At 59.7% G+C, this 18,108-nt stretch carries 21 protein-coding genes; 1 reads left to right on the plus strand and 20 read right to left on the minus strand.

The genetic code is table 11. The features are described from left to right. Positions 1–2: 2 nt before the first annotated feature. From modA to nifH, 11 genes are all read right to left on the minus strand, one after another. The gene (gene modA / locus GV368_RS03630) at positions 3–746 is read right to left on the minus strand and encodes a molybdate ABC transporter substrate-binding protein (protein ID WP_169115489.1); all 744 of its coding nucleotides are present in this window, start codon (positions 744–746) and stop codon (positions 3–5) included. Beyond that, complete coding sequence (locus tag GV368_RS03635; protein WP_169115491.1) at positions 740–1,333, minus strand: nitrogen fixation protein NifQ; 594 nt, start codon at positions 1,331–1,333, stop codon at positions 740–742. The genes modA and GV368_RS03635 overlap by 7 nt, the downstream gene beginning before the upstream one ends. Positions 1,334–1,338: 5 nt before the next feature. Beyond that, on the minus strand, positions 1,339–1,656 hold the full coding sequence (gene fdxB / locus GV368_RS03640) for a ferredoxin III, nif-specific (protein WP_169115493.1): 318 nt from the start codon (positions 1,654–1,656) through the stop codon (positions 1,339–1,341). Between the two features lie 9 nt (positions 1,657–1,665). Then, on the minus strand, positions 1,666–1,881 hold the full coding sequence (locus GV368_RS03645; protein ID WP_206673251.1) for a CCE_0567 family metalloprotein: 216 nt from the start codon (positions 1,879–1,881) through the stop codon (positions 1,666–1,668). Then, entirely contained in the window at positions 1,878–2,345 is a 468-nt protein-coding gene (locus GV368_RS03650; protein WP_206673252.1) for a NifX-associated nitrogen fixation protein, read from the minus strand. Before GV368_RS03650 ends, GV368_RS03645 begins: the two co-directional genes overlap by 4 nt. An 11-nt stretch (positions 2,346–2,356) precedes the next feature. Beyond that, positions 2,357–2,755 carry a nitrogen fixation protein NifX gene (gene nifX, locus GV368_RS03655; protein WP_169115495.1) on the minus strand — a complete coding sequence of 133 codons (399 nt, stop codon included), beginning with the start codon at positions 2,753–2,755 and terminating at the stop codon, positions 2,357–2,359. A gap of 34 nt (positions 2,756–2,789) precedes the next feature. Further along, a complete protein-coding gene (nifN, locus tag GV368_RS03660; RefSeq protein ID WP_169115497.1) occupies positions 2,790–4,136 on the minus strand; it encodes a nitrogenase iron-molybdenum cofactor biosynthesis protein NifN in 1,347 nt (448 codons plus the stop codon). 3 nt (positions 4,137–4,139) lie between these two features. Continuing rightward, a complete protein-coding gene (gene nifE / locus GV368_RS03665) occupies positions 4,140–5,549 on the minus strand; it encodes a nitrogenase iron-molybdenum cofactor biosynthesis protein NifE (protein ID WP_169115499.1) in 1,410 nt (469 codons plus the stop codon). A gap of 19 nt (positions 5,550–5,568) precedes the next feature. Then, positions 5,569–7,107, minus strand: a complete 1,539-nt coding sequence (gene nifK, locus GV368_RS03670; protein ID WP_169115501.1) for a nitrogenase molybdenum-iron protein subunit beta — start codon at positions 7,105–7,107, stop codon at positions 5,569–5,571. A gap of 65 nt (positions 7,108–7,172) precedes the next feature. Further along, positions 7,173–8,627: a nitrogenase molybdenum-iron protein alpha chain gene (gene nifD, locus GV368_RS03675; RefSeq protein WP_169115503.1), complete on the minus strand. Its 1,455-nt coding sequence runs from the start codon at positions 8,625–8,627 to the stop codon at positions 7,173–7,175. A gap of 133 nt (positions 8,628–8,760) precedes the next feature. Then, positions 8,761–9,636 carry a nitrogenase iron protein gene (gene nifH / locus GV368_RS03680; RefSeq protein WP_169115505.1) on the minus strand — a complete coding sequence of 292 codons (876 nt, stop codon included), beginning with the start codon at positions 9,634–9,636 and terminating at the stop codon, positions 8,761–8,763. 582 nt (positions 9,637–10,218) lie between these two features. Between nifH and GV368_RS03685 the strand changes: the two genes are divergently transcribed. Then, positions 10,219–10,440 carry a P-loop NTPase family protein gene (locus GV368_RS03685; RefSeq protein WP_169115507.1) on the plus strand — a complete coding sequence of 74 codons (222 nt, stop codon included), beginning with the start codon at positions 10,219–10,221 and terminating at the stop codon, positions 10,438–10,440. An 8-nt stretch (positions 10,441–10,448) separates the two neighbouring features. Here the strand turns inward: GV368_RS03685 and GV368_RS03690 are convergent, their stop codons facing one another. From GV368_RS03690 to GV368_RS03730, 9 genes are all read right to left on the minus strand, one after another. Then, on the minus strand, positions 10,449–11,348 hold the full coding sequence (locus tag GV368_RS03690; RefSeq protein WP_169115509.1) for an SIR2 family NAD-dependent protein deacylase: 900 nt from the start codon (positions 11,346–11,348) through the stop codon (positions 10,449–10,451). A 2-nt stretch (positions 11,349–11,350) separates the two neighbouring features. After that, positions 11,351–11,560: a putative nitrogen fixation protein NifT gene (gene nifT, locus GV368_RS03695; protein ID WP_169115511.1), complete on the minus strand. Its 210-nt coding sequence runs from the start codon at positions 11,558–11,560 to the stop codon at positions 11,351–11,353. Next, positions 11,557–11,859, minus strand: a complete 303-nt coding sequence (locus tag GV368_RS03700) for a nitrogen fixation protein NifZ (protein WP_169115513.1) — start codon at positions 11,857–11,859, stop codon at positions 11,557–11,559. Before GV368_RS03700 ends, nifT begins: the two co-directional genes overlap by 4 nt. A gap of 20 nt (positions 11,860–11,879) precedes the next feature. Next, on the minus strand, positions 11,880–12,203 hold the full coding sequence (locus GV368_RS03705; protein WP_169115515.1) for a HesB/IscA family protein: 324 nt from the start codon (positions 12,201–12,203) through the stop codon (positions 11,880–11,882). Positions 12,204–12,218: 15 nt separating this feature from the next. Continuing rightward, positions 12,219–12,437, minus strand: coding sequence for a 4Fe-4S binding protein (locus GV368_RS03710; protein ID WP_169115516.1), 219 nt, complete (start codon positions 12,435–12,437; stop codon positions 12,219–12,221). A 33-nt stretch (positions 12,438–12,470) separates the two neighbouring features. Continuing rightward, on the minus strand, positions 12,471–14,027 hold the full coding sequence (gene nifB / locus GV368_RS03715) for a nitrogenase cofactor biosynthesis protein NifB (protein ID WP_169115517.1): 1,557 nt from the start codon (positions 14,025–14,027) through the stop codon (positions 12,471–12,473). 254 nt (positions 14,028–14,281) lie between these two features. Next, positions 14,282–15,907, minus strand: a complete 1,626-nt coding sequence (gene nifA / locus GV368_RS03720; RefSeq protein ID WP_235933657.1) for a nif-specific transcriptional activator NifA — start codon at positions 15,905–15,907, stop codon at positions 14,282–14,284. Between the two features lie 271 nt (positions 15,908–16,178). After that, complete coding sequence (locus tag GV368_RS11610) at positions 16,179–17,468, minus strand: methyl-accepting chemotaxis protein (protein ID WP_408033896.1); 1,290 nt, start codon at positions 17,466–17,468, stop codon at positions 16,179–16,181. A 104-nt stretch (positions 17,469–17,572) separates the two neighbouring features. Then, complete coding sequence (locus GV368_RS03730) at positions 17,573–17,899, minus strand: PAS domain-containing protein (RefSeq protein WP_169115519.1); 327 nt, start codon at positions 17,897–17,899, stop codon at positions 17,573–17,575. Between the last annotated feature and the right edge of the window lie 209 nt (positions 17,900–18,108).

Genomic DNA, 18,108 nt, shown 5'->3' on the forward strand with positions numbered 1-18,108 from the left:
GCTCACTCGAAGGAATAGCCGTAGCGCTGGATGATCGCCCGGGCCGGTTCGCGCTTCAGATAGGTGAGCAGTTCGCGCGCCGCCGGTTCGTCCTTGCCCCGGACGAGCAAGACGGCGTCTTGCCGGATCGGATCATAGTCTTCTTGCGGTACCAACCACGCCGATCCCTTTATCTTTCCATCTTCATAGACTTGCGACAACGCGACGAACCCGAGCTCGGCCGCCCCGCTCACGACGAATTGGTACGTCTGGGTGATCGACTCGCCCCAGACGATCTTCGGTTCGAGGCGCGTGGCCAGTCCTCGTTTCTGCAGGACCTGCATCGCCGCTTTGCCATAAGGAGCGAGCTTGGGGTTGGCGACGGCCAGATGCGTGAATTCCCCCGTCTCCAGGATCTTGCCTTGGTCATCCACGACGAGCGTGGGACTCCACAGCACCAGTTTTCCCACCGCGTAGGTAAAACGCGTACCCGGCACGGCGTAGCCATCGCGTTCGAGGGCGGCCGGTGTTTCGTCGTCGGCGGCCAGGAAGACCTGGAATGGGGCGCCATTGACGATCTGGGTGCGGAAATTGCCGGTCGAACCGAAACTCAGGCTCACCTTGTGCCCCGTCTCGCGCTCGAAGGCGGCGGCGATCTCTTTCATCGGGGCGGTGAAGTTGGCCGCCACGGCCACGATCACTTCGGCGGCCCCAGCAGACGAGGACGAACCGAGGGCCCAAGCGACGAAGCACACCAGCTTCAGCATACCCCCACCGATTCGGGTACCGTCTCGGGACCGAAGCAGTCGCGATAATCCTCGCAGGCGGTGCACTGGGGGGCTCGACATGCGATTGCTTCTTTCTCGCACAGCTGTTTGTACAAAAATCGTTTCCATTTCATGTCCTGGGTATTACGACGCACCAACGAAGGGAAATACTGCCCCAGCAGTGTAGTCAGTGCCGCACGATGGGGGAGACGCATATCCTGCCATAGATGCTGCTCCCCGAGACAAGCGAGCGCCACGGCTCGGGCAAGCCACAACGTCGTCTCATCCCGCACCGCAGCATGCTCGAGCAGCAACACCACCAAGTCCGGAATCTCCTCCGCCTCGCGGGGAAATTCGCGTGGCGCGTGTTCGAGCGCCGTGCGCAAGCTCGCCGCCGCTGCGCCCGGAAAACACCGAGCCAGGAGCCGATCGAGTGCTGCGCGTGGCCACCCCAGTCGCTCCAAAGACAAGCGCATACCCGCCGCTCGCGCCAACATCGCCGCCAAGGGACGCGTCGCCTCGTCCGGGGCGGCCGCCCGCTCCAGCAAGTACGTGAAAAGTTTCTCGTCTAAGCCACAGGCCGCCATGAGACTCACTCCAGCGCCGCCGGAGCGTGCGTATAACACGATTTGGGACAGATCTTCGCGCACGCCTCGCAACCGACGCAATGCTCTGGATGCACGATAGTCATCACCTTACGCTCGTAGGATTCGTCGTCCTCATCGCCATCGTCCCCCAGCGTCAGGACGATGGCCTCGCCCCCCTCGGTCAAGCCCATCAGTTGCAAGACATTCCGGCCACAGACGCGAAAACAGCGCCCACAACCGATGCATCGGCTCTGATCCAAGGCAGCGACGAAGCGCGGCGTCCACGTCGATCCGCTGGGTAATGTCACCTGGAAAACGGCCATGTCGCACTCCTAACTTCCTGCCTGCGCCAGTCGCCGGCGTGCCGCCTCGAGCTGTTCGAATGCGGTCACGGTCTCTTGCGCCACCGCCATCACCCGGTCCAACCCCACCGGTAATTCCTCGGACAAATCATGCAGCGCCATGCGCGCCGCCATCGCTCGAGCATTGAGCCGCTTGACCTCTGCCTTCAACGCCTCCTGTGTCTCCATTGCCTTGCCCCCGTTCATCCGTCTTTGCCCGCCAGCGCTGGATAACGCAAGATCATCGCCACACCAGCCTCAACCAAGGACTCACCCGCGGCAGCGAGCAACTCCACGGTCTCGAATCCAAAGCGGTGTACATCGCGCAATGTCTTGTCGAGGACGACGAGCCGCCCCGCTACTAGGACGACCCGCCCAAACCCCTCGGGATGCATCTTCAGCAGCGGCGTCACTATGACGCCGGTGCGCCGCTCGATCGCTAGCCCCACCGCGTTGTAGAACATCTCCAAACGCCACAACGTCTCCGGGTCGGGGTTATCCAACAACGGTAAGGTGCGCTTCTGCGCGCGCGTCACCACGTACGGAGCGAGTAGCTGCGCATCGCGCTTTCCTTCCCACGTCCCATGCAGATCCTGCGCCCGCCACTGCTTGACGAGCTCGCCAAGGAACGCCGAATCGGGCAATACCGTCGGCACTTCCTTCTCAATCATTTCTTTCGCCATCATTCCTCCTCGAATGCGAATGATTGTCGCTGCCTTTTCAATACCGCCTTGCGTAACCAGGGTGGCGGCGTGCCGCGCAGGACATTCTCCAATTGGCGCAGCAAGGACTCGATCGGCTCCGGTTGTGCCACCTTGATCGGATGGATGTTCTTGGCTACCACCCGCGCCGCTCCTGACCCGCCGATGGCCGCGACGTAGAGAATGGCGCACTCCTCGATCGCCGTGAGCTTCGGTCCGAGTTTATCCTCGTTGCCATCCTCCTCGAGGCCTTCGCTAAACTGCACCAGTTCGACCAAATGCGACCCTTCGGCCGTCACCTCGTAGATGGCGATGTGCTTGGCCCAACCGAAATGCGCATCGACTCGTTGGAGGTCTTGCGTACAAAATGCGACTTTCATGAAAGCTCCTTGCGTCCCGATGGATGGATCCGTCTCAATGAGCTGCAAGCGACGCACGAAGATCGTCATTGCATCGCTCCCCACCCTCGTGTCCCGACTCGTGTGCCAGCAGGGTGTTGGCCACACGAAACAGCAATTCCCGGGTACCGCGATAGCCGATCGACACGCGGTGCGCCGCCCCCAGACGATCGAATACAGGCAAACCCACGCGCAGCAGCGGCACCCCGAGGCGTTCGGCCATCTGCCGACCGTGCGAGTGCGTCAGCAACAGGTCACAGCCAGCGGCTCGTTGTTCGAGATCGTCGAGATCCCCGACGACCACCTCGCGCGTCGGCAGCGTCTCGAGCAGCGGCGATTCGGAGGTCGTCACCACGGCATCGAGTTGTGCGCCCATTCCGGCAAGAAAGGTTCCCAAGCCCAACAGGAGATCGGGTTCCGCACCGAGGGCGACCCGCTTCCCCCCGGTGAAAAAATGGGCGTCGAGCATCGCGTCGAGCAGCTGGCTGCGTTGTCGGCGCAATCGCGCTGGCACCGGCCGTCCCGAGAAGCGAGCAAGCGTCTCCATGAGCCGGTCACTTGGTTCGAGCCCGATGAGCGTATCGAAGCATTCGTAAGGCACCCCACAGCGTTCGGCCAACAGCCTGGCAGCCGGCTCCTGCGCCCGACCGACGGCGAGCGTATACTCGGCCGCACCGAGGCTGCGCAGCTCTCCGATCGTCGTCCCTCCCATCGTCGTCGGTACGAATTGTTGTGGGACGTGCCCATCCATCGACCCCGAGAGATCGGGCACCAGCACTGCACGCAAACCGAAGGCTTCGATCATCTCGCGCAAGCATTCTAGATCACCCGGCGTCAGGGACGGGCCGGCGAACACGTTGACCCGCCCCGCTTCGCGCGGGCACGGTTCGGCGAAAGTCTCGACGCACCGCAGCACCGCTTTTGCCCACCCTTCTTGCAAACCTCCAAGATAATCCGGGGTCGAAACGTAAAGAATCGCCAACTCGTCGAGCTCGGGATGTGCCTGGCGAAAAAGGCGAAGCTGTCCCTCGACGTCCTCGCCTTTGGTCTCAGTAAGACCGGTCGACGCAATGCCGATGAGACCCGCCTTGGTTCGCTCGGCGATGTTGAGGATCGCCTGTTCCAGATTGTCCATGCCGCCAAGGATGGTGGAAACTTCGTTCATCGCCGTGGTCTGCAGCGGGACCATCTCCCGAAAATGGCGCACGAGGAGCACCAGGGCGAAGGCCGTACACCCTTGCGACCCATGTAGCGTCGGCATGCAACGATCCAAGCCGAGGAAAGCGAGCGCAGCCCCCAAGGGAGCACTCATCTTGAGAGGGTTGATCACTCCCGCTTTGGGCGAACGCAGGATCGTGGCCATCGCTCACTCCCTTCCCGTCGTCGAGGAGACCCTCTCGTCCCACGGTGCAGGCCGGCGTACCTGCTGCCACATCGGATTGGAGAGTGCCTTGTCGATTTCCCGTACCAGATTCAGCATTCCACGGTAGCCCGCATAGGGATGGTGCCGCTCCTGATTGATGTCGAGCCAAGGCATCTTCGCCTTGAGCGCCACGAACTGTGAGCGTCCGCCCGAGAGCATGATGTCGGCACGCGATTCGCGCAGCATGGCGTACATGGTGCGCTGAGGCAATTCGTCGAACATGTGCGCCTCCTCGCCCATCAACGCCTTGATGCGCTCCTTGTCCTCGGCGGTAGATTTCTTCACACTGGTGCCGACGATCTCCATTCCCAGTTCCTGCAGGGCCGAGACCACTGACCAGGACTTAACCCCGCCGGTGACGAGCAGCACACGCTTGCCGTGCAAACGCTCTCGGTAGAACTGGGCCTCACGCCAGAACGCCGCTTCCTCGCGCGCGATGATCGCCTCAGTACGCGCGCGCAGCCCCTCGTCGGCGCCTTGGGCGATCAGCAGCTCGGCGAAGCTTCGCAGCGCCGCGCTGGTGTCGGAGACGCCGTAGAAGGATCCTTCGAAAAACGGGATTCCATAGCGCTCCTGCATCTTGCGCGCAAGGTTGATCATCGCTTTCGAGCACACGAGCATCGCGGCGCGAGCCCGATGACTGCGCGCGATGTCGTGGTAGCGACCGTCGCCGGAGATGCTGGCGCGTACCCGCAGCCCCATCTCCTCCAGCAGAGGTTTGACTTGCCAGAATTCGCCGGCGAGGTTGTATTCCCCAATGATATTGACGTCGTAGGGCGAAATGTCGTCGGGCTCTTCGGTCCCGATGACGTACTCGAGTAAGGTCTCGGCAGCGAGCTTGTTGCCTAAATTCTTGCTGCCGACGAAACCCGGCGCATTGACGGGAATGACGGGTTTGCCGAAGCGCTCGCGCGCGGCCTGACACACGGCCTCGACGTCATCGCCGATCATCGCCGGCACGCAGGTTTGATAGACGAAGATCGCCGGCGGATCGTAGCGCTCGATGAGCGCCTTGATCGTGCGAAAGAGTTTCTTCTCCCCACCGTAGATTACCTCCAGCTCGCCAAGATCGGTGGTACAGCCAGTGCGATACAAGCGGGGCCCCGAAGAGCAGGCGCCGCGGTTGTCCCAAGAGTTGCCTTCGCAGGCGATGGGGCCGTGAACCAGATGCAGCGCGTCGGCGATCGGTTGCAAGGCGATCTTCGCCCCATCGAAGGCGCAGCCCCCGGCGGCCGCTCCCGGTTGCAAGACTTTGCTGCACCCTTTCTTGCGAGCCTCGTTCGATTTGCCCTGATTCTTTGTACACCCAGGCTCGTCGAAAACCTGCTGGATCTTTTGGGCTAGCGCGCTCACGGCCTGCTCCCAGGAAGTTTCAACGGATGATGTCGAAGCTATAGTCCGTCTTGGCCGTCGTCATCGAACGACGATCCATCTCATCGAAGATTTTGTCGAGGATCCAGACCAGCACGTTCATCCCTCCCTGATAGCCCCACACTGGATAGCGGTGATGATGATGGCGATCGAAGATCGGAAAACCGATGCGGATAAGCGGAGTGCCCGTGTCGCGCTCAAGGAACTTGCCGTAGGTATTGCCGATGAGAAAATCGACTGGTTCGGTAAAAAGCAGCGAACGCATGTGCCACAAGTCCTTGCCAGGATAGACGTGACATCCCTTGCCAAAAGGCGAGGCGTCGAAGAGCGCTTGGACGCGCTCGGCCCAATGCGTACCGCCGTTGGTCGAGAGCACATGGACGGGTTCAGCCCCGAGTTCGAGGAGAAATTCCGTGAGCCCGAGGCAGAGGTCAGGGTCGCCGTAGAGGGCAAAGCGCTTACCGTGCAAGTGACTGCACGAATCAGCGATGGCATCGACGAGCCGGCCACGTTCCTTGGTGAGCTCGGCCGGGATCGGGCGCCCGCTGAGGCGGGACACCGCCATGAGGAAGCGGTCGGTCGCGGCTACGCCGATCGGATGATTGAACGCTACCGTCTCCTGCCCCTTGTCTGCAATATAGGCGAGCGTCTTCTCGGTGCAATATTCCTGCATCGAAAGGGTCGCGGTCGCATTGAGGGCGGCTTTTGTCTCTTCAAGCGTGGTCCCCCCGTCGTACATACGGAAGGTTCCGTCGGTCGGAGTATCCCAAACGTCACTGGTATCCGAAAGGATGGTGTACTTGACCCCCATAAGAGAGAGGATGCGCTTGATCTCGCGCAGGTTGCCGACGGTGTAGCCATCGAAGCCGCCGATGAAGTTGATCCGCTCTTCCGGCACCCGCTCTCGGTGCTCCCAGAAGTGCGTCAAGATGCCGCGCATTGTGTTGTCGTACCCCGTGACGTGGCTACCAACGAAGGCTGGCGTGTGCGCGAATGGGACGTCGAAGGTCTCGGGCACGCTGCCCTTCGCTTTGGCATTCTGGATGAAGGCATTCAAGTCGTCACCGATGACCTCGGCCATGCAGGTGGTCGAGACGGCAATCATCTTGGGCCGGTATAGTGTGTAGGCGTTGGCCAAACCGTCGATCAGATTGTTGAGGCCCCCAAACACTGCCGCATCTTCAGTCATCGACGAGGACACGCAGGACGTGGGCTCCTTGAAATGCCGCGAAAAGTGGCTGCGATAATAAGCGACGCAGCCTTGGGAACCATGCACGAAAGGCAAGGTCCCCTCGAAGCCCAAGGAAGCGAACACCGCCCCCAGCGGCTGGCATGCCTTGGCAGGGTTGATGGTGAGCGCCTCGCGGGCGAAGTTCTTCTCGCGGTATTCCCAGCCTTTCGTCCAGTCGCGTACTTCCTGCACCCGATCGTCGGGCGTCCCGCATTCGAAGTTCTTTTTCTTGTTCTCGAACATCTCGGTGTATTCCGGCTGGCGGAACAAGGTGAAATGGTCGAGCACGTGATCGGCACTTTGTGTCATTTTTCGCTACCTCGGTAAAGGTACCCGAAGGCACCGTATCGCATCAAAACCCCGTGTGAACTGCGTCACAGCCAGGGAGCCTTGGTTCGGTTCCACACCGGGTTGTTGATCGCCATGTCCATGTCGCGGGCAAAGATGGCGAAGCCGTCATAGCCGTGGTACGGACCGGAGTAGTCCCAGGAGTGCATCTGACGGAACGGGACCCCCATCTTTTGGAAGACGTATTTCTCCTTGATGCCAGAGCCGACGAGGTCGGGACGGATCTTCTCGACGAACCGCTCTAGTTCGAATTCGGTCACGTCGTCGTAGATCAGCGTGCCACCCTTGATGTCATGCGTCGTCCGTTGATAATCGTCGTTGTGCCCGAATTCATAGCCGGTGCCGACGACCTCCATGCCGAGGTCTTCGTAGGCGCCGATCACGTGGCGCGGGCGCAAGCCGCCCACATAGAGCATCACCTTCTTGCCCTCAAGCCGCGGACGGAACTTGGCGATCACGGCGTCGACCATCGGCTGATATTTCGCGATCACCCGCTCGGCCCCTTCCTTGATGTGATCGTCGAAGAAACTGGCGATCGTGCGCAGCGATTCAGCGATCTTGGTCGGACCGAAGAAGTTGTACTCGACCCAAGGGATGCCGTACTTTTCTTCCATGTGCCGGCTGATGTAATTCATCGAACGGTAACAGTGCAGCACGTTGAGCTTGGCCTTGGGCGTGTTCTCCAGCTCGGCCAAGGTCCCGTCCCCCGACCATTGCGCGATCACGCGTAAGCCCATCTCTTCGAGCAAAATGCGCGACGCCCAGGCATCGCCACCGATGTTGTAGTCCCCGATGATGGCCACATCGTAGGGGCTCGGTTCGAAAGTGGGGGAACGCTCCCCGGCTTTGTCGAATACCCAATCGCGGATCGCATCGTTGGCGATGTGATGCCCCAGCGACTGGCTCACGCCACGAAAACCCTCGCAGCGCACTGGAACGATGGTCTTACCGCCATACTCTTTCGACTTATTCTTGGAGACGGCCTCAATGTCATCGCCGATCAGCCCGATCGGGCATTCGGACTGGATCGAGATGCCGTGATTGAGCGGGAAAAGGTCCTGAATCTCGTCGATGATCTTGGCGAGCTTCTTGTCCCCACCGAAAACGATGTCCTTTTCCTGGAAATCGGAGGTGAATTGCATCGTCACGAAAGTGTCTACGCCCGTCGTGCCGATGTAGTAATTGCGGCGGGCCGCCCAGGAATATTGCCCACAGCCGACTGGGCCATGGGAGAGATGGATCATGTCCTTGATCGGTCCCCAAACGACGCCTTTCGACCCGGCGTAGGCGCAGCCGCGGATCGTCATTACTCCGGGGATGGACTTGATGTTGGATTTGACCCCACAATCAGCTTTACCTTCCTCGTAGACTCCGAGGTGCTTGGCACGGCGTTTGGCGGTCTTCTCCGGATAAGCTTCGAGGACCTCCTTGATGAGCTCTTCCGGATTCACTTCGTCGATGCGTTCGGCGACGGCACTCATGTTTCGACTCCTTCCTAACATCTGTTCGTGGGTTCTGGGGGCAAGGCAGCTCTAGCAAGCGCTCGGCAAAAGGCCGCTCCCTTTGGCAAGATCTCGCCGAAGGAGGGCCGGCCATGACGACCGGCCCATGACCTCAAGCCACCGCCGCTGCTTTGCCGACGACGGACTCGTCGACCTGGGCCATGACGCCATGTTCCATGAGCAAGTCTTCGAGTTCGTCCATCGTGATTGGCGTCGGGATTACGCCTTTGCCGGCGTTGTTGTGGATCTTGTTGGCCAAGGCCCGGTACTCATCAGCTTGCTTCGAATCAGGGGCATACTCGACTACCGTCATGCGTCGCAGCTCGGCATGCTGAACGATGTTGTCACGCGGGACGAAATGGATCAGCGTTGTGCCCAGCTTCTTTGCCAAAGCATCGGCCAGTTCCCACTCTTTGTCGGTCTTGCGCTCATTGCAGATCAGACCGCCCAGACGAACTCCGCCCGAATTGGCGTACTTCAGGATGCCTTTGGCGATGTTGTTCGCCGCGTACATCGCCATCATCTCGCCGGACATGACGATGTAGATCTCCTGTGCCTTGTTCTCCCGAATCGGCATGGCGAAACCGCCGCAGACCACATCACCGAGCACATCGTAGGAAACATAGTCGATGCCCTCATAAGCCCCTTCTTCCTCGAGAAAGTTGATCGAAGTGATCACACCGCGTCCGGCGCAGCCGACCCCTGGCTCGGGACCACCCGACTCGACGCAGCGAATCCCTTTGTAGCCGATTTTCATCACATCATCGAGTTCGAGATCCTCGACCGTCCCGGCCTCGGCCGCCAACGACAGAATGGTGTCCTGCGCCTTGGCGTGCAGGATCAGGCGAGTGGAATCGGCCTTAGGGTCGCAGCCGACGATGAGGATGCTCTTGCCCATATCGGCGAGCGCGGCGAGGGTATTTTGTGACGTGGTGGACTTCCCAATGCCACCTTTACCGTAAAACGCGATTTGGCGCAGTCCAGACATGACGTTCTCCTTCAAGGGTTGAGGTTCGGCGAAGACAGAAAGCGTTTCGGAACCCTACTTACTCGCATCCCCCATTGCTCTTCTTCTCGATGCGCCCGAAGCCAACTTTACTGCTCGATTTCTAAATAGCAAAGGTCGTGCCAACCTCGATAATTTGCATAGCTGATTGATTTAATTGAAAATTTTTAAAAAATGATGAGATTGAGCTCTGTCGTTACCCAGACAAAGAAGTGTCGTTTTGTCTCGAACCGGACAAACTCCCTCACCAAGGAAGCACTGTAAGCTCATTGTCTCCCGTCGCTTCTGCTCGAATGTTCCATACCTGTTGGGGTAGCGCGTATTGGGCGACACGCTAAATTGACCCCCTGGCGTCGTCAGCCAGGAGGTGTGTCATGCGGGAGAAAAAGTGGCCCGGCACGCGGTGCGCTCTGGCCGCCGTGCCCGCGCGATCGATCCGCAGCCCTTCGAAGGGTTGGTAGGCCGCGCGTTCCAGGCGGGCTCACCCACGGTCGAATCCGTGGGCACGAGCCCGTTGGCCCTGGCACTCACCGAGTACGAGGCGCTCGTCGGAGGAAGCTTTTGGTGCACCCCGATCACGAACGGCTTATGGCCATGCTCACGCGCTTGAAGCTCATCGCCATGCGCGATCAGATCGACAGCCTCCTCGACGAAGCGGCCCGACGTGAGCTCAGCCTGCACGAGACGCTCGGCTTTCTGTGCGAGCACAAGATCGCTCGTAAAGACGAGCGGCACATCCAGATGGGGCTGTCTGTCGCAGGTGGATCAATTCCTGATGTCGATTGAAACCATTATCATGCAAGCGCAAGCGCAGAACATTTCTCAGGGACAGGATCTTCCCTGTTTGTTTCCTGGAATAGGGTTGCGACCACGGCCTCCAGTGGCGAAGCAAGCGGCGTGATGCCATGGCGTTCGAGGAAACGGGCTTCGTTACGCGTTGGCGGCTCGGACAGGACCGCCCAGTGCCGTTCGCTCGATCGTTTCATGATCTGCGCTGCGAAAATGCGCTCGAGTTGGGTACGAAAGCGGCAACCCAGGAAGAGAAAGCTACGCCCTCGTCGCAGGGTGCGTACGACCTGGGGAATGGGCGTCTGGATGTCGATCTCCGTCAGGATTTCAACGAAATCGGAATCCGACACGAGGCAATGTCCGTTGGGCTTCACTGAACCCAAGGGGCTATAGATGACGGTATTCCACGTCTCCGCTTCTTCGAGATCAGTGAGGCTGCCATCGGCTTCGTAGGCAGCGACCCAACCGCCCCGAGACTCGGTCTGGCTCAGTCCCAGGAGCTGTCCCCACAATGAGTGAGTGTCGGCTAGCGCTCGGGCCATAGCGTCGTCGTACCAGGTGTTGACGATCAGGAGCGGTTTGCCCGGCAAACGGCCAAGATGGCGGTGCAAGGCAGTGAGCGGGGCTGCTGCGGCAAAGGCGTCTTGCATGAGCCGCGCAAGCGTCTTGCGGTGCTTGAAATTCTCGATGAACTGGGCTGCCGCCGTAAGATTGCTCTGCAGACGGTGCGGTACGCTCACCTTGGCGGCGAGTTCGGCGACGAGTCGTTCCGGGGAATCGGGAATCGGGCACGGCGCGGCGCTCAGGGAGAATACGCCGGGACCAAGATAGGGAACGACGTCACCGAGCGCGATCGCTCGCGAGATCGCGCGCAGGTGCGCTACGTCTTCCTCGTGGCATTGCATTTTCATTCTCCCAGGCGGCGGGCCTCGACCGTGACCGGAAAGGAAGTCTCTGCCGCCATTTCGGGTAACATGAGGCGCCAGCCGTTGGCCAAAGTGACTTCGCCGCCCCAGAGCTGCGCTCGTTCCATTGCGACGATAGGTTCTTCAAGATCTTTCTTCGCCACGTAGGCGGTGAAGCCGCCGTCGGCCTGCTTGCGAATCATGACTTTCACGCGCACTCCTTGGGTTGCCCGCCTCCAGCGGCTTCGACGGCCTCGAGTTCCTTGGCTCGCATGCCGACGAGTCGGGCCCGGTCGACGAAATCCACGGCGTAGATGTAGAACTGCTGCAAAAAAGTTCCGATCCCTTGGACGTAGCCGACATCTCCTTTACACACCAGGATCTCGCCAATCTCAGCGCCTGGGAAGGTACCGTCGTTGCGCACGTTCTTGCGCGCACGAACTTTCTGCCCATAGGTAAATACCGGTGCCTGCAAGAGTTCGATTTCCTCGTTGCGGCGAATCTGGCTCATTGCCTTTTCTCCGTCGTGATTCAGACCGTGGCGCAGGTCGAGAGCGTTACCGGTTTGGGCACCAGGCACATGAGCACGCTGCTCGTCGGGCTTTCAGCGTAGTGCAGGATCGTTCCTTCGAGGAGGGGCAGGCTCTCCGGCGGAACGAAGAAAGTCAGCCCTTTTACCTCGATTACCTGATCGCCATCGATCGGCTCGGGTTCCACGCTAAAGTCCGCCGTCACGCCGATGCACCCACCTCCTTTGACCAGCAGGCGAAACCCGCCCCGGCCTTCGAGGCCGCTCATGCGAAGCATCCGGCGTACGAATTTTTCTGCCGTCGTCGTCAGTTTGAACGTCTCCATGGGCGAGCTCCTGATTTAGGCGACATAGCGCGGTCGACTCGTGTCGATGACGCAGGTATTGTCGACGGGGCAAGCCAGGACGCACTGAGGATCGTCGAAATAGCCGATACACTCGGTGCATTTTTCCGGGTTGATGACGAAGATGCCCCCCTTCTCGCGAATCGCTTGGTTCGGACACTCGGCTTCGCAGGCGGAGCAACCGGTGCATTGCGAGGCGATGATTTTGTACGGCATGAGCGTTCTCCTTGGGTGAGGGTCAAAGATGGATCAAGCGGCGACGTAAGCACCTTGGCGAATTTGCGCATCGCCTCGACGGCGGACAACATATTCACCTCGGTGATACAACTCCAGGCATTCTTGGTAATAACGCAAGACGGAGGGTTCGATGTATTCGAAGCGGTACCGATCGATCACGGCGATACCGGCAGCGTCGAGCTGCTCCTGAGGGCAGCGACCGATCTTGGCGACGAAAACGGCATCGCAGTCGGCGATCGCCTGGATCACGGTCTCGAGTGTTTCCTCTTCGCCGTACCCCCCCTGACAATAGGCGTCTACCCTACGGTGGCCGATGAACACCACTCCCGCAGCTCCCACCTCATAGATTTGGAATTCCCGCACGTGGCCGAAGTGCTCGTTGATGCGTCCGTGCCCTCGGGTAGCGACGGCGATACGCAAGGTCAAGGATTCGTTACCCAGGCTGGAGAGCTTGTCGCGTTCGGCGCGGGTGGCTGCTTCCATCGCTGCGCGTTCGGCCTCGACCGTCTCACGATAGAGGCGACGCGCTTCGAGGTCATAGGCAGGAAGGCGCTCGTCCAGTTGATCGAGCGCAAACTCGCTGCTGCGGTCTTCACCTAACAGCCCCACTGCGTCGGCACGGCATTGTCGGCAGTGCCGCATGAGGTTGGCACCGCCGGCACAACGGTCTTGCAAGGCTTTGAGCTCTTGCGCCGTCGGGCCACGGCGCCCTGATAGGCCGAAAACCGTGCCATGCTCCGGTGCAGAGATGAGCGGCATGATGTTGTGCAGGAACGCGCCTCGGCTCTTGATGGCAGCGTTGACCTCGATCAAGTGTTCGTCATTGATGCCAGGAATCATGACGGAGTTGACCTTACAGAGAATGCCGCGCTCCGTCAGGCGCTCCAGCCCGAGCAGCTGCTGTTCACTGAGGATGCGAGCCGCTTCCTTCCCCGTCCAGCGCCGATGGCGCCAGAAGATCCAGGGGTAAATCTCCTGTCCGATCTCCGGGTCGATCATGTTGATGGTGATCGTGACGTGGTCGATGTTGTAAGCGGCGATCCGATCGACGAGGGCGGGCAGCGCCAAGCCGTTGGTCGACAGGCACAGTTTGAGATCCGGTGCAAGCTGCGCCACACGCTCGAAGGTCTCAAAGGTCTTCTGAGGATTTGCCAAAGGGTCTCCCGGCCCGGCAATCCCCAGAACTGAGAGCTGCGGCAGACGCGCGGCCACGGCAGCAACCTTGCGCGCTGCTTGCTCCGGCGTCAGGCGTTCGCTGACCACGCCGGGACGGGATTCGTTCGCGCAATCGTACTTGCGATTGCAGTAGTTGCATTGAATGTTGCACGCCGGGGCCACCGCCACGTGCATGCGGGCATAGTGGTGGTGCGCTGCTTCACTGTAACAGGGATGATCCTTTACTTTTTCCCAGATCGCGGCGGGGAGCTCTTCGGCCACGGCCCTCGAGCCACAGCCGCTCTTGCCCGCTGACGCGGTGCTGGAACATCCGCCGGCAAGCACAGCTTCCCCTCTCCCGAGCGACTTGAGTTGATCGAGGCGAATGACGGCCGTCGTGTGTTGCGGGTTCATGTCAGACTCCTTTCTGGGGTCACGGGAGCATCGAGCGACCTCCTCTAGCATTGTCATGCAAGAAGCTTGCCAGATAAAAGTTCATTGTTTTTAAAAGGCATTTTTTCCAGAACTAGGGCTCTTGTCGCGATTCGGACATAAACCGCACATCGTTTGGGCACGTCTTGTCGCGAACTGGACAGTCAGAAACGACGACGCCCGAGCGCAGTCTCGGCTCGGGCGTGTCCAGGAAGGGAGGAAAGGAGATAAAGGGGCTACAGGCGTTTGATGGGGATGCCATACTTGCGTAAGGCGTAGCCGATCTGCCGCGGCGTCAGGTTGAGCATCCGCGCTGCCTTGGCCTGCACCCAACCGCACTGCTCCATCGCCCGTAGCAAGCGTTCACGCTCCCCTGGCAAGGCGGCCGCCGAGTCGGGTTCGAGCTCTGCTGGGGCGATAGGAAGCTCGACGGGTAGATCCTCGGGCCAAGCCTGCGCGGCCGGTTTTTCGGGCATTCTGCCGGCGAAGTTCCTCTGTAACATCCGGCTGAGGCATCGGTCATGCCGGCATGGGAGATCATCGAGCTCGATGCGCTCGCCCCGCGCCATTGTCGCGACCCGTTCGACGCAGTTTTCCAACTCACGCACGTTACCAGGCCAGTTGCAGCGCACCATCGCTTCGAGCGCTGCGGGAGCGATACGCAACGCTCGATCATTGTCGCGATTGAACCGATCGAGGAAATGCTCGATGAGCAAAGGAATATCCTCTCGTCGTTCGCGCAAAGGGGGCAAGAAAATAGAAATGACGTTGATCCGGTAATACAAATCGGCGCGAAACAGCCCCTTGGCAACGTCGGCTTCGAGATTGCGGTTCGTCGCCGCGATCAGGCGGACATCTACTTTGATGGTTCGATTGCCTCCAACCCGCTCAAACTCACGCTCCTGCAAGACACGTAGTAATTTCGTCTGAAACCCGGGGGAAATCTCACCCAGCTCGTCGAGAAACAGCGTCCCCCCGTGTGCCAGCTCGAAGCGCCCCTTGCGTTCTTGCGTGGCACCAGTGAATGCGCCTTTTTCATGACCAAACAGCTCGGATTCGAGTAAGGTCTCGGTCAAGGCGGCACAGTTGACCTTGATGAACGGCCCATCGCGGCGAGGGCTCAGATAATGGATTGCCCGTGCAATGACCTCTTTACCCGTACCACTTTCGCCACGTAAGAGTACGGTGGCTTTGCTCGGTGCTGCTTGGTGAACTTCGGCAAAGACTTCTTGCATACACTTGCTGCGGCCGATCACGTTGTCGAGACGGTATTTGTCTTGCAAGGCACGTCGCATGTGGCGTTGTTGCATCAACAACGCCTCGCGCTCACTGATCACGCTCTGATAAAGGCGAGCCGCCTGTCCGAAGAGATTGGCCACCATGGTCAGAAAACGCAAGTCGGCTTCGAAGTTGACCTCGGACTGTCGCCCATATTCGCGATCGATGCTCAATACCCCGATCGCCTCGCGCCCGACCTTGATTGGCACCCCCAGGAACGCAATCCGAGAAACACCATCTAGACTGCGGGCACCGGTCCGGTTCAAGAAAAAAGGCTCTTGGGCCACGTCGGGAATCACAATGGGCATCCCGTTTTGCAGGATGCGGCCGACAACCCCCTCTCCAGGGCGGAAACGACCTCGCAGCTTTTCTGCCTCGGACAGCTCGGATGCTTCAAAAACGTGCAATTCCCCAGAGGGTTGCACCAAACTGATCATGCCGCGGCGCATGTCCATGTGTGAGGACAGGATTGACAACACCTGTCGCACGGTTCTTTGCAGGTCAAGGGAAGAATTTAGTATCTTGCTGATTTCGTAGATGGTTACGAGCTCGATCTTATGACGTTGTGTCAACACCGTTCCCATGTTCATGCCCTCGGTCGACTCCAGAGCCAAGGCGGCCCTAGAGAACATACAGCAAAATCCAAGCCATCTTTCGTGGAATCGGACTGTGGTGAGGGTGAGCGTCACCGCTCCCATTGGCTGGTGATCGCCGCCGCGATGGTGTTGGTCGAAATTGGCACTAACAAGGATATTTTTGGCATTGCCGACACCTAGTCTCCTAGGAAGGCATCCGCCCAGGCAACAACAAGTCGGCCGGCAAGCGCAAGTCCGGTTACATCCACAAGGGCAATCTCTACGCGATCAGCTCGCGCATCGTATCACGACGAATGAATAATGCATCGCGTTGGGCGTCTATGAAATTGTCTTGGGCCAGACACTTCGATGGTTCCGGAACGGAACGTGTTGCGAGGCAGAATTGCCCCAGCATCATTCCCATGCCTTGGGCGGTAGACTCCAAAGTCACCACGGCCTGCTCTCCTTGGCGAGCGAGCTGCTCGAGTCCTTCAGCCATCTTCGCCATCTGGTCGATGGTGATGGTCTCCTCTTCCATCGCATGAGCCAAGCCTTCGACTCGATCGGAAATAGCGTGCGAAGCGTGCTCGATCTCTTCGATCCTGCGTTCGACCCCACGGATTTCCTCTACCGAAGCCTGTGTAGACTGCACGGCGTCTTCGACCGAACGAAGCCCCAACTGCATGAGTTCGAGCGTCTTTTGCACCTCCAGCTCCATGCCCTTGATCATCGCTTCGATTGACGTACTTGCCTTGGCGGAGGACTCGGCGAGCTTGCGGACCTCGTCGGCGACGACAGCAAACCCTTTGCCCTGTTCCCCTGCTCTAGCTGCTTCGATCGCCGCGTTGAGCGCCAAGAGATTCGTCTGTTCGGCCAAGGTGTGGATCGAACCGATTCGGTGATGCATCTCGTCCATCGAAGCCTGCAGCGAATCGCAGGCAGACGCGAGGTGCTGAAGATGGGACGACACCGTTTGCGTCTGTTGCGTCCCCTCCTGCACCGTCTGCGTCACGGCCCGGGTCGTCGCCAAAATCTCCGTCACGCGTGCGGACGCATGCGCCGCGTGCTCGGTGATTTCCTCCAAGGTCAACGCTAGGCGGCGCGTCGACTCAGTCATGTTCTGGGCGACTTCGGCCTGCTCCATTGCTGTTTCCAATGTTCGTCTCGCCCGCGCCTTCTCTTCGCCAATTTCCTCTCCCAGACGACGATCGGTCTGTCGCAGTGTGATCACCGTCTCGTAGAAGCGCGCCCGAATGACTTTCAAGGTATCAATCAGATCGCGCAATTCGTCCTGATGGTCATCATCACGGTCTTCTTGCAGATCGAGCTTCGCCAAAGCACCGGCCATCGCCTGGACGTTGCGCAATCCCCGGCGCAGGCGGCGATCCAGAGCTGCGGCGAAGACCAAGGACAGCAATACCGCTGCAGCCGTCACACCCCCGGCAGCAAACTCCTGCTGCCGCCACGCTAGTGCCCAAGCCGACGCGACCCAAGTTATCATGAACACGACCAAGGTCCACAGCCTCTGGCGCAGACTCAGCCGGGCGAAAACCCGCCGGTAAAGCGGCAAACGCGGTTTCCCCCGCTCGAGCGTGACCGCAAAGCCAGCGCTCATCTTCGTGTAGAGCGCCTCGGCCGCCTTGCGTTCCTGCGGGGACACAGGCAAGCGGATGCTCATGTAGCCCGAGCCATCGGGCAGGGGGCTACCGTCGCTTTGACCCAATAATGGTCACCGTCACTGCGTCGATTCTTGACGATTCCTTGCCAGACGTGCCCCGTTCGAACCGTCTCCCATAAATCGCGAAACGCCTCCGGTGGCATGTCGGGATGGCGGATGACGTTGTGTGACTTTCCCAGAAGCTCCTCCCGCGGCATGCCGACGTAATCGCAAAAATCCTCATTGGCATAAGTGATCCGTCCTTGGAGGTCGGTATGGGAGACGATCACGACATCGTCGCGTACGGGATATTCCTTCTGGGTGACGGGTTGATTGTTGCGCATCGATGGAACTCCCTGAAAGTGGGCGACAGACCCTTCTAGGAATAACAGCAAGATCGGTGCCATTTTTTGCAATGCAGCAATCCCATCGCGGAGCAAAATTTTCCTCGTCCCGACAAGCACATGGTCGACACTGCCAATGTCCGGCCTTCGTTTCTAAACTGTCGCAAACACGACAAGGATGTCGCATTTGCAGCATTCGTCGTCGCGAG

The sequence above is a fragment of the Tepidiphilus baoligensis genome (assembly GCF_012911495.1).
Lineage (GTDB): Bacteria > Pseudomonadota > Gammaproteobacteria > Burkholderiales > Rhodocyclaceae > Tepidiphilus > Tepidiphilus olei.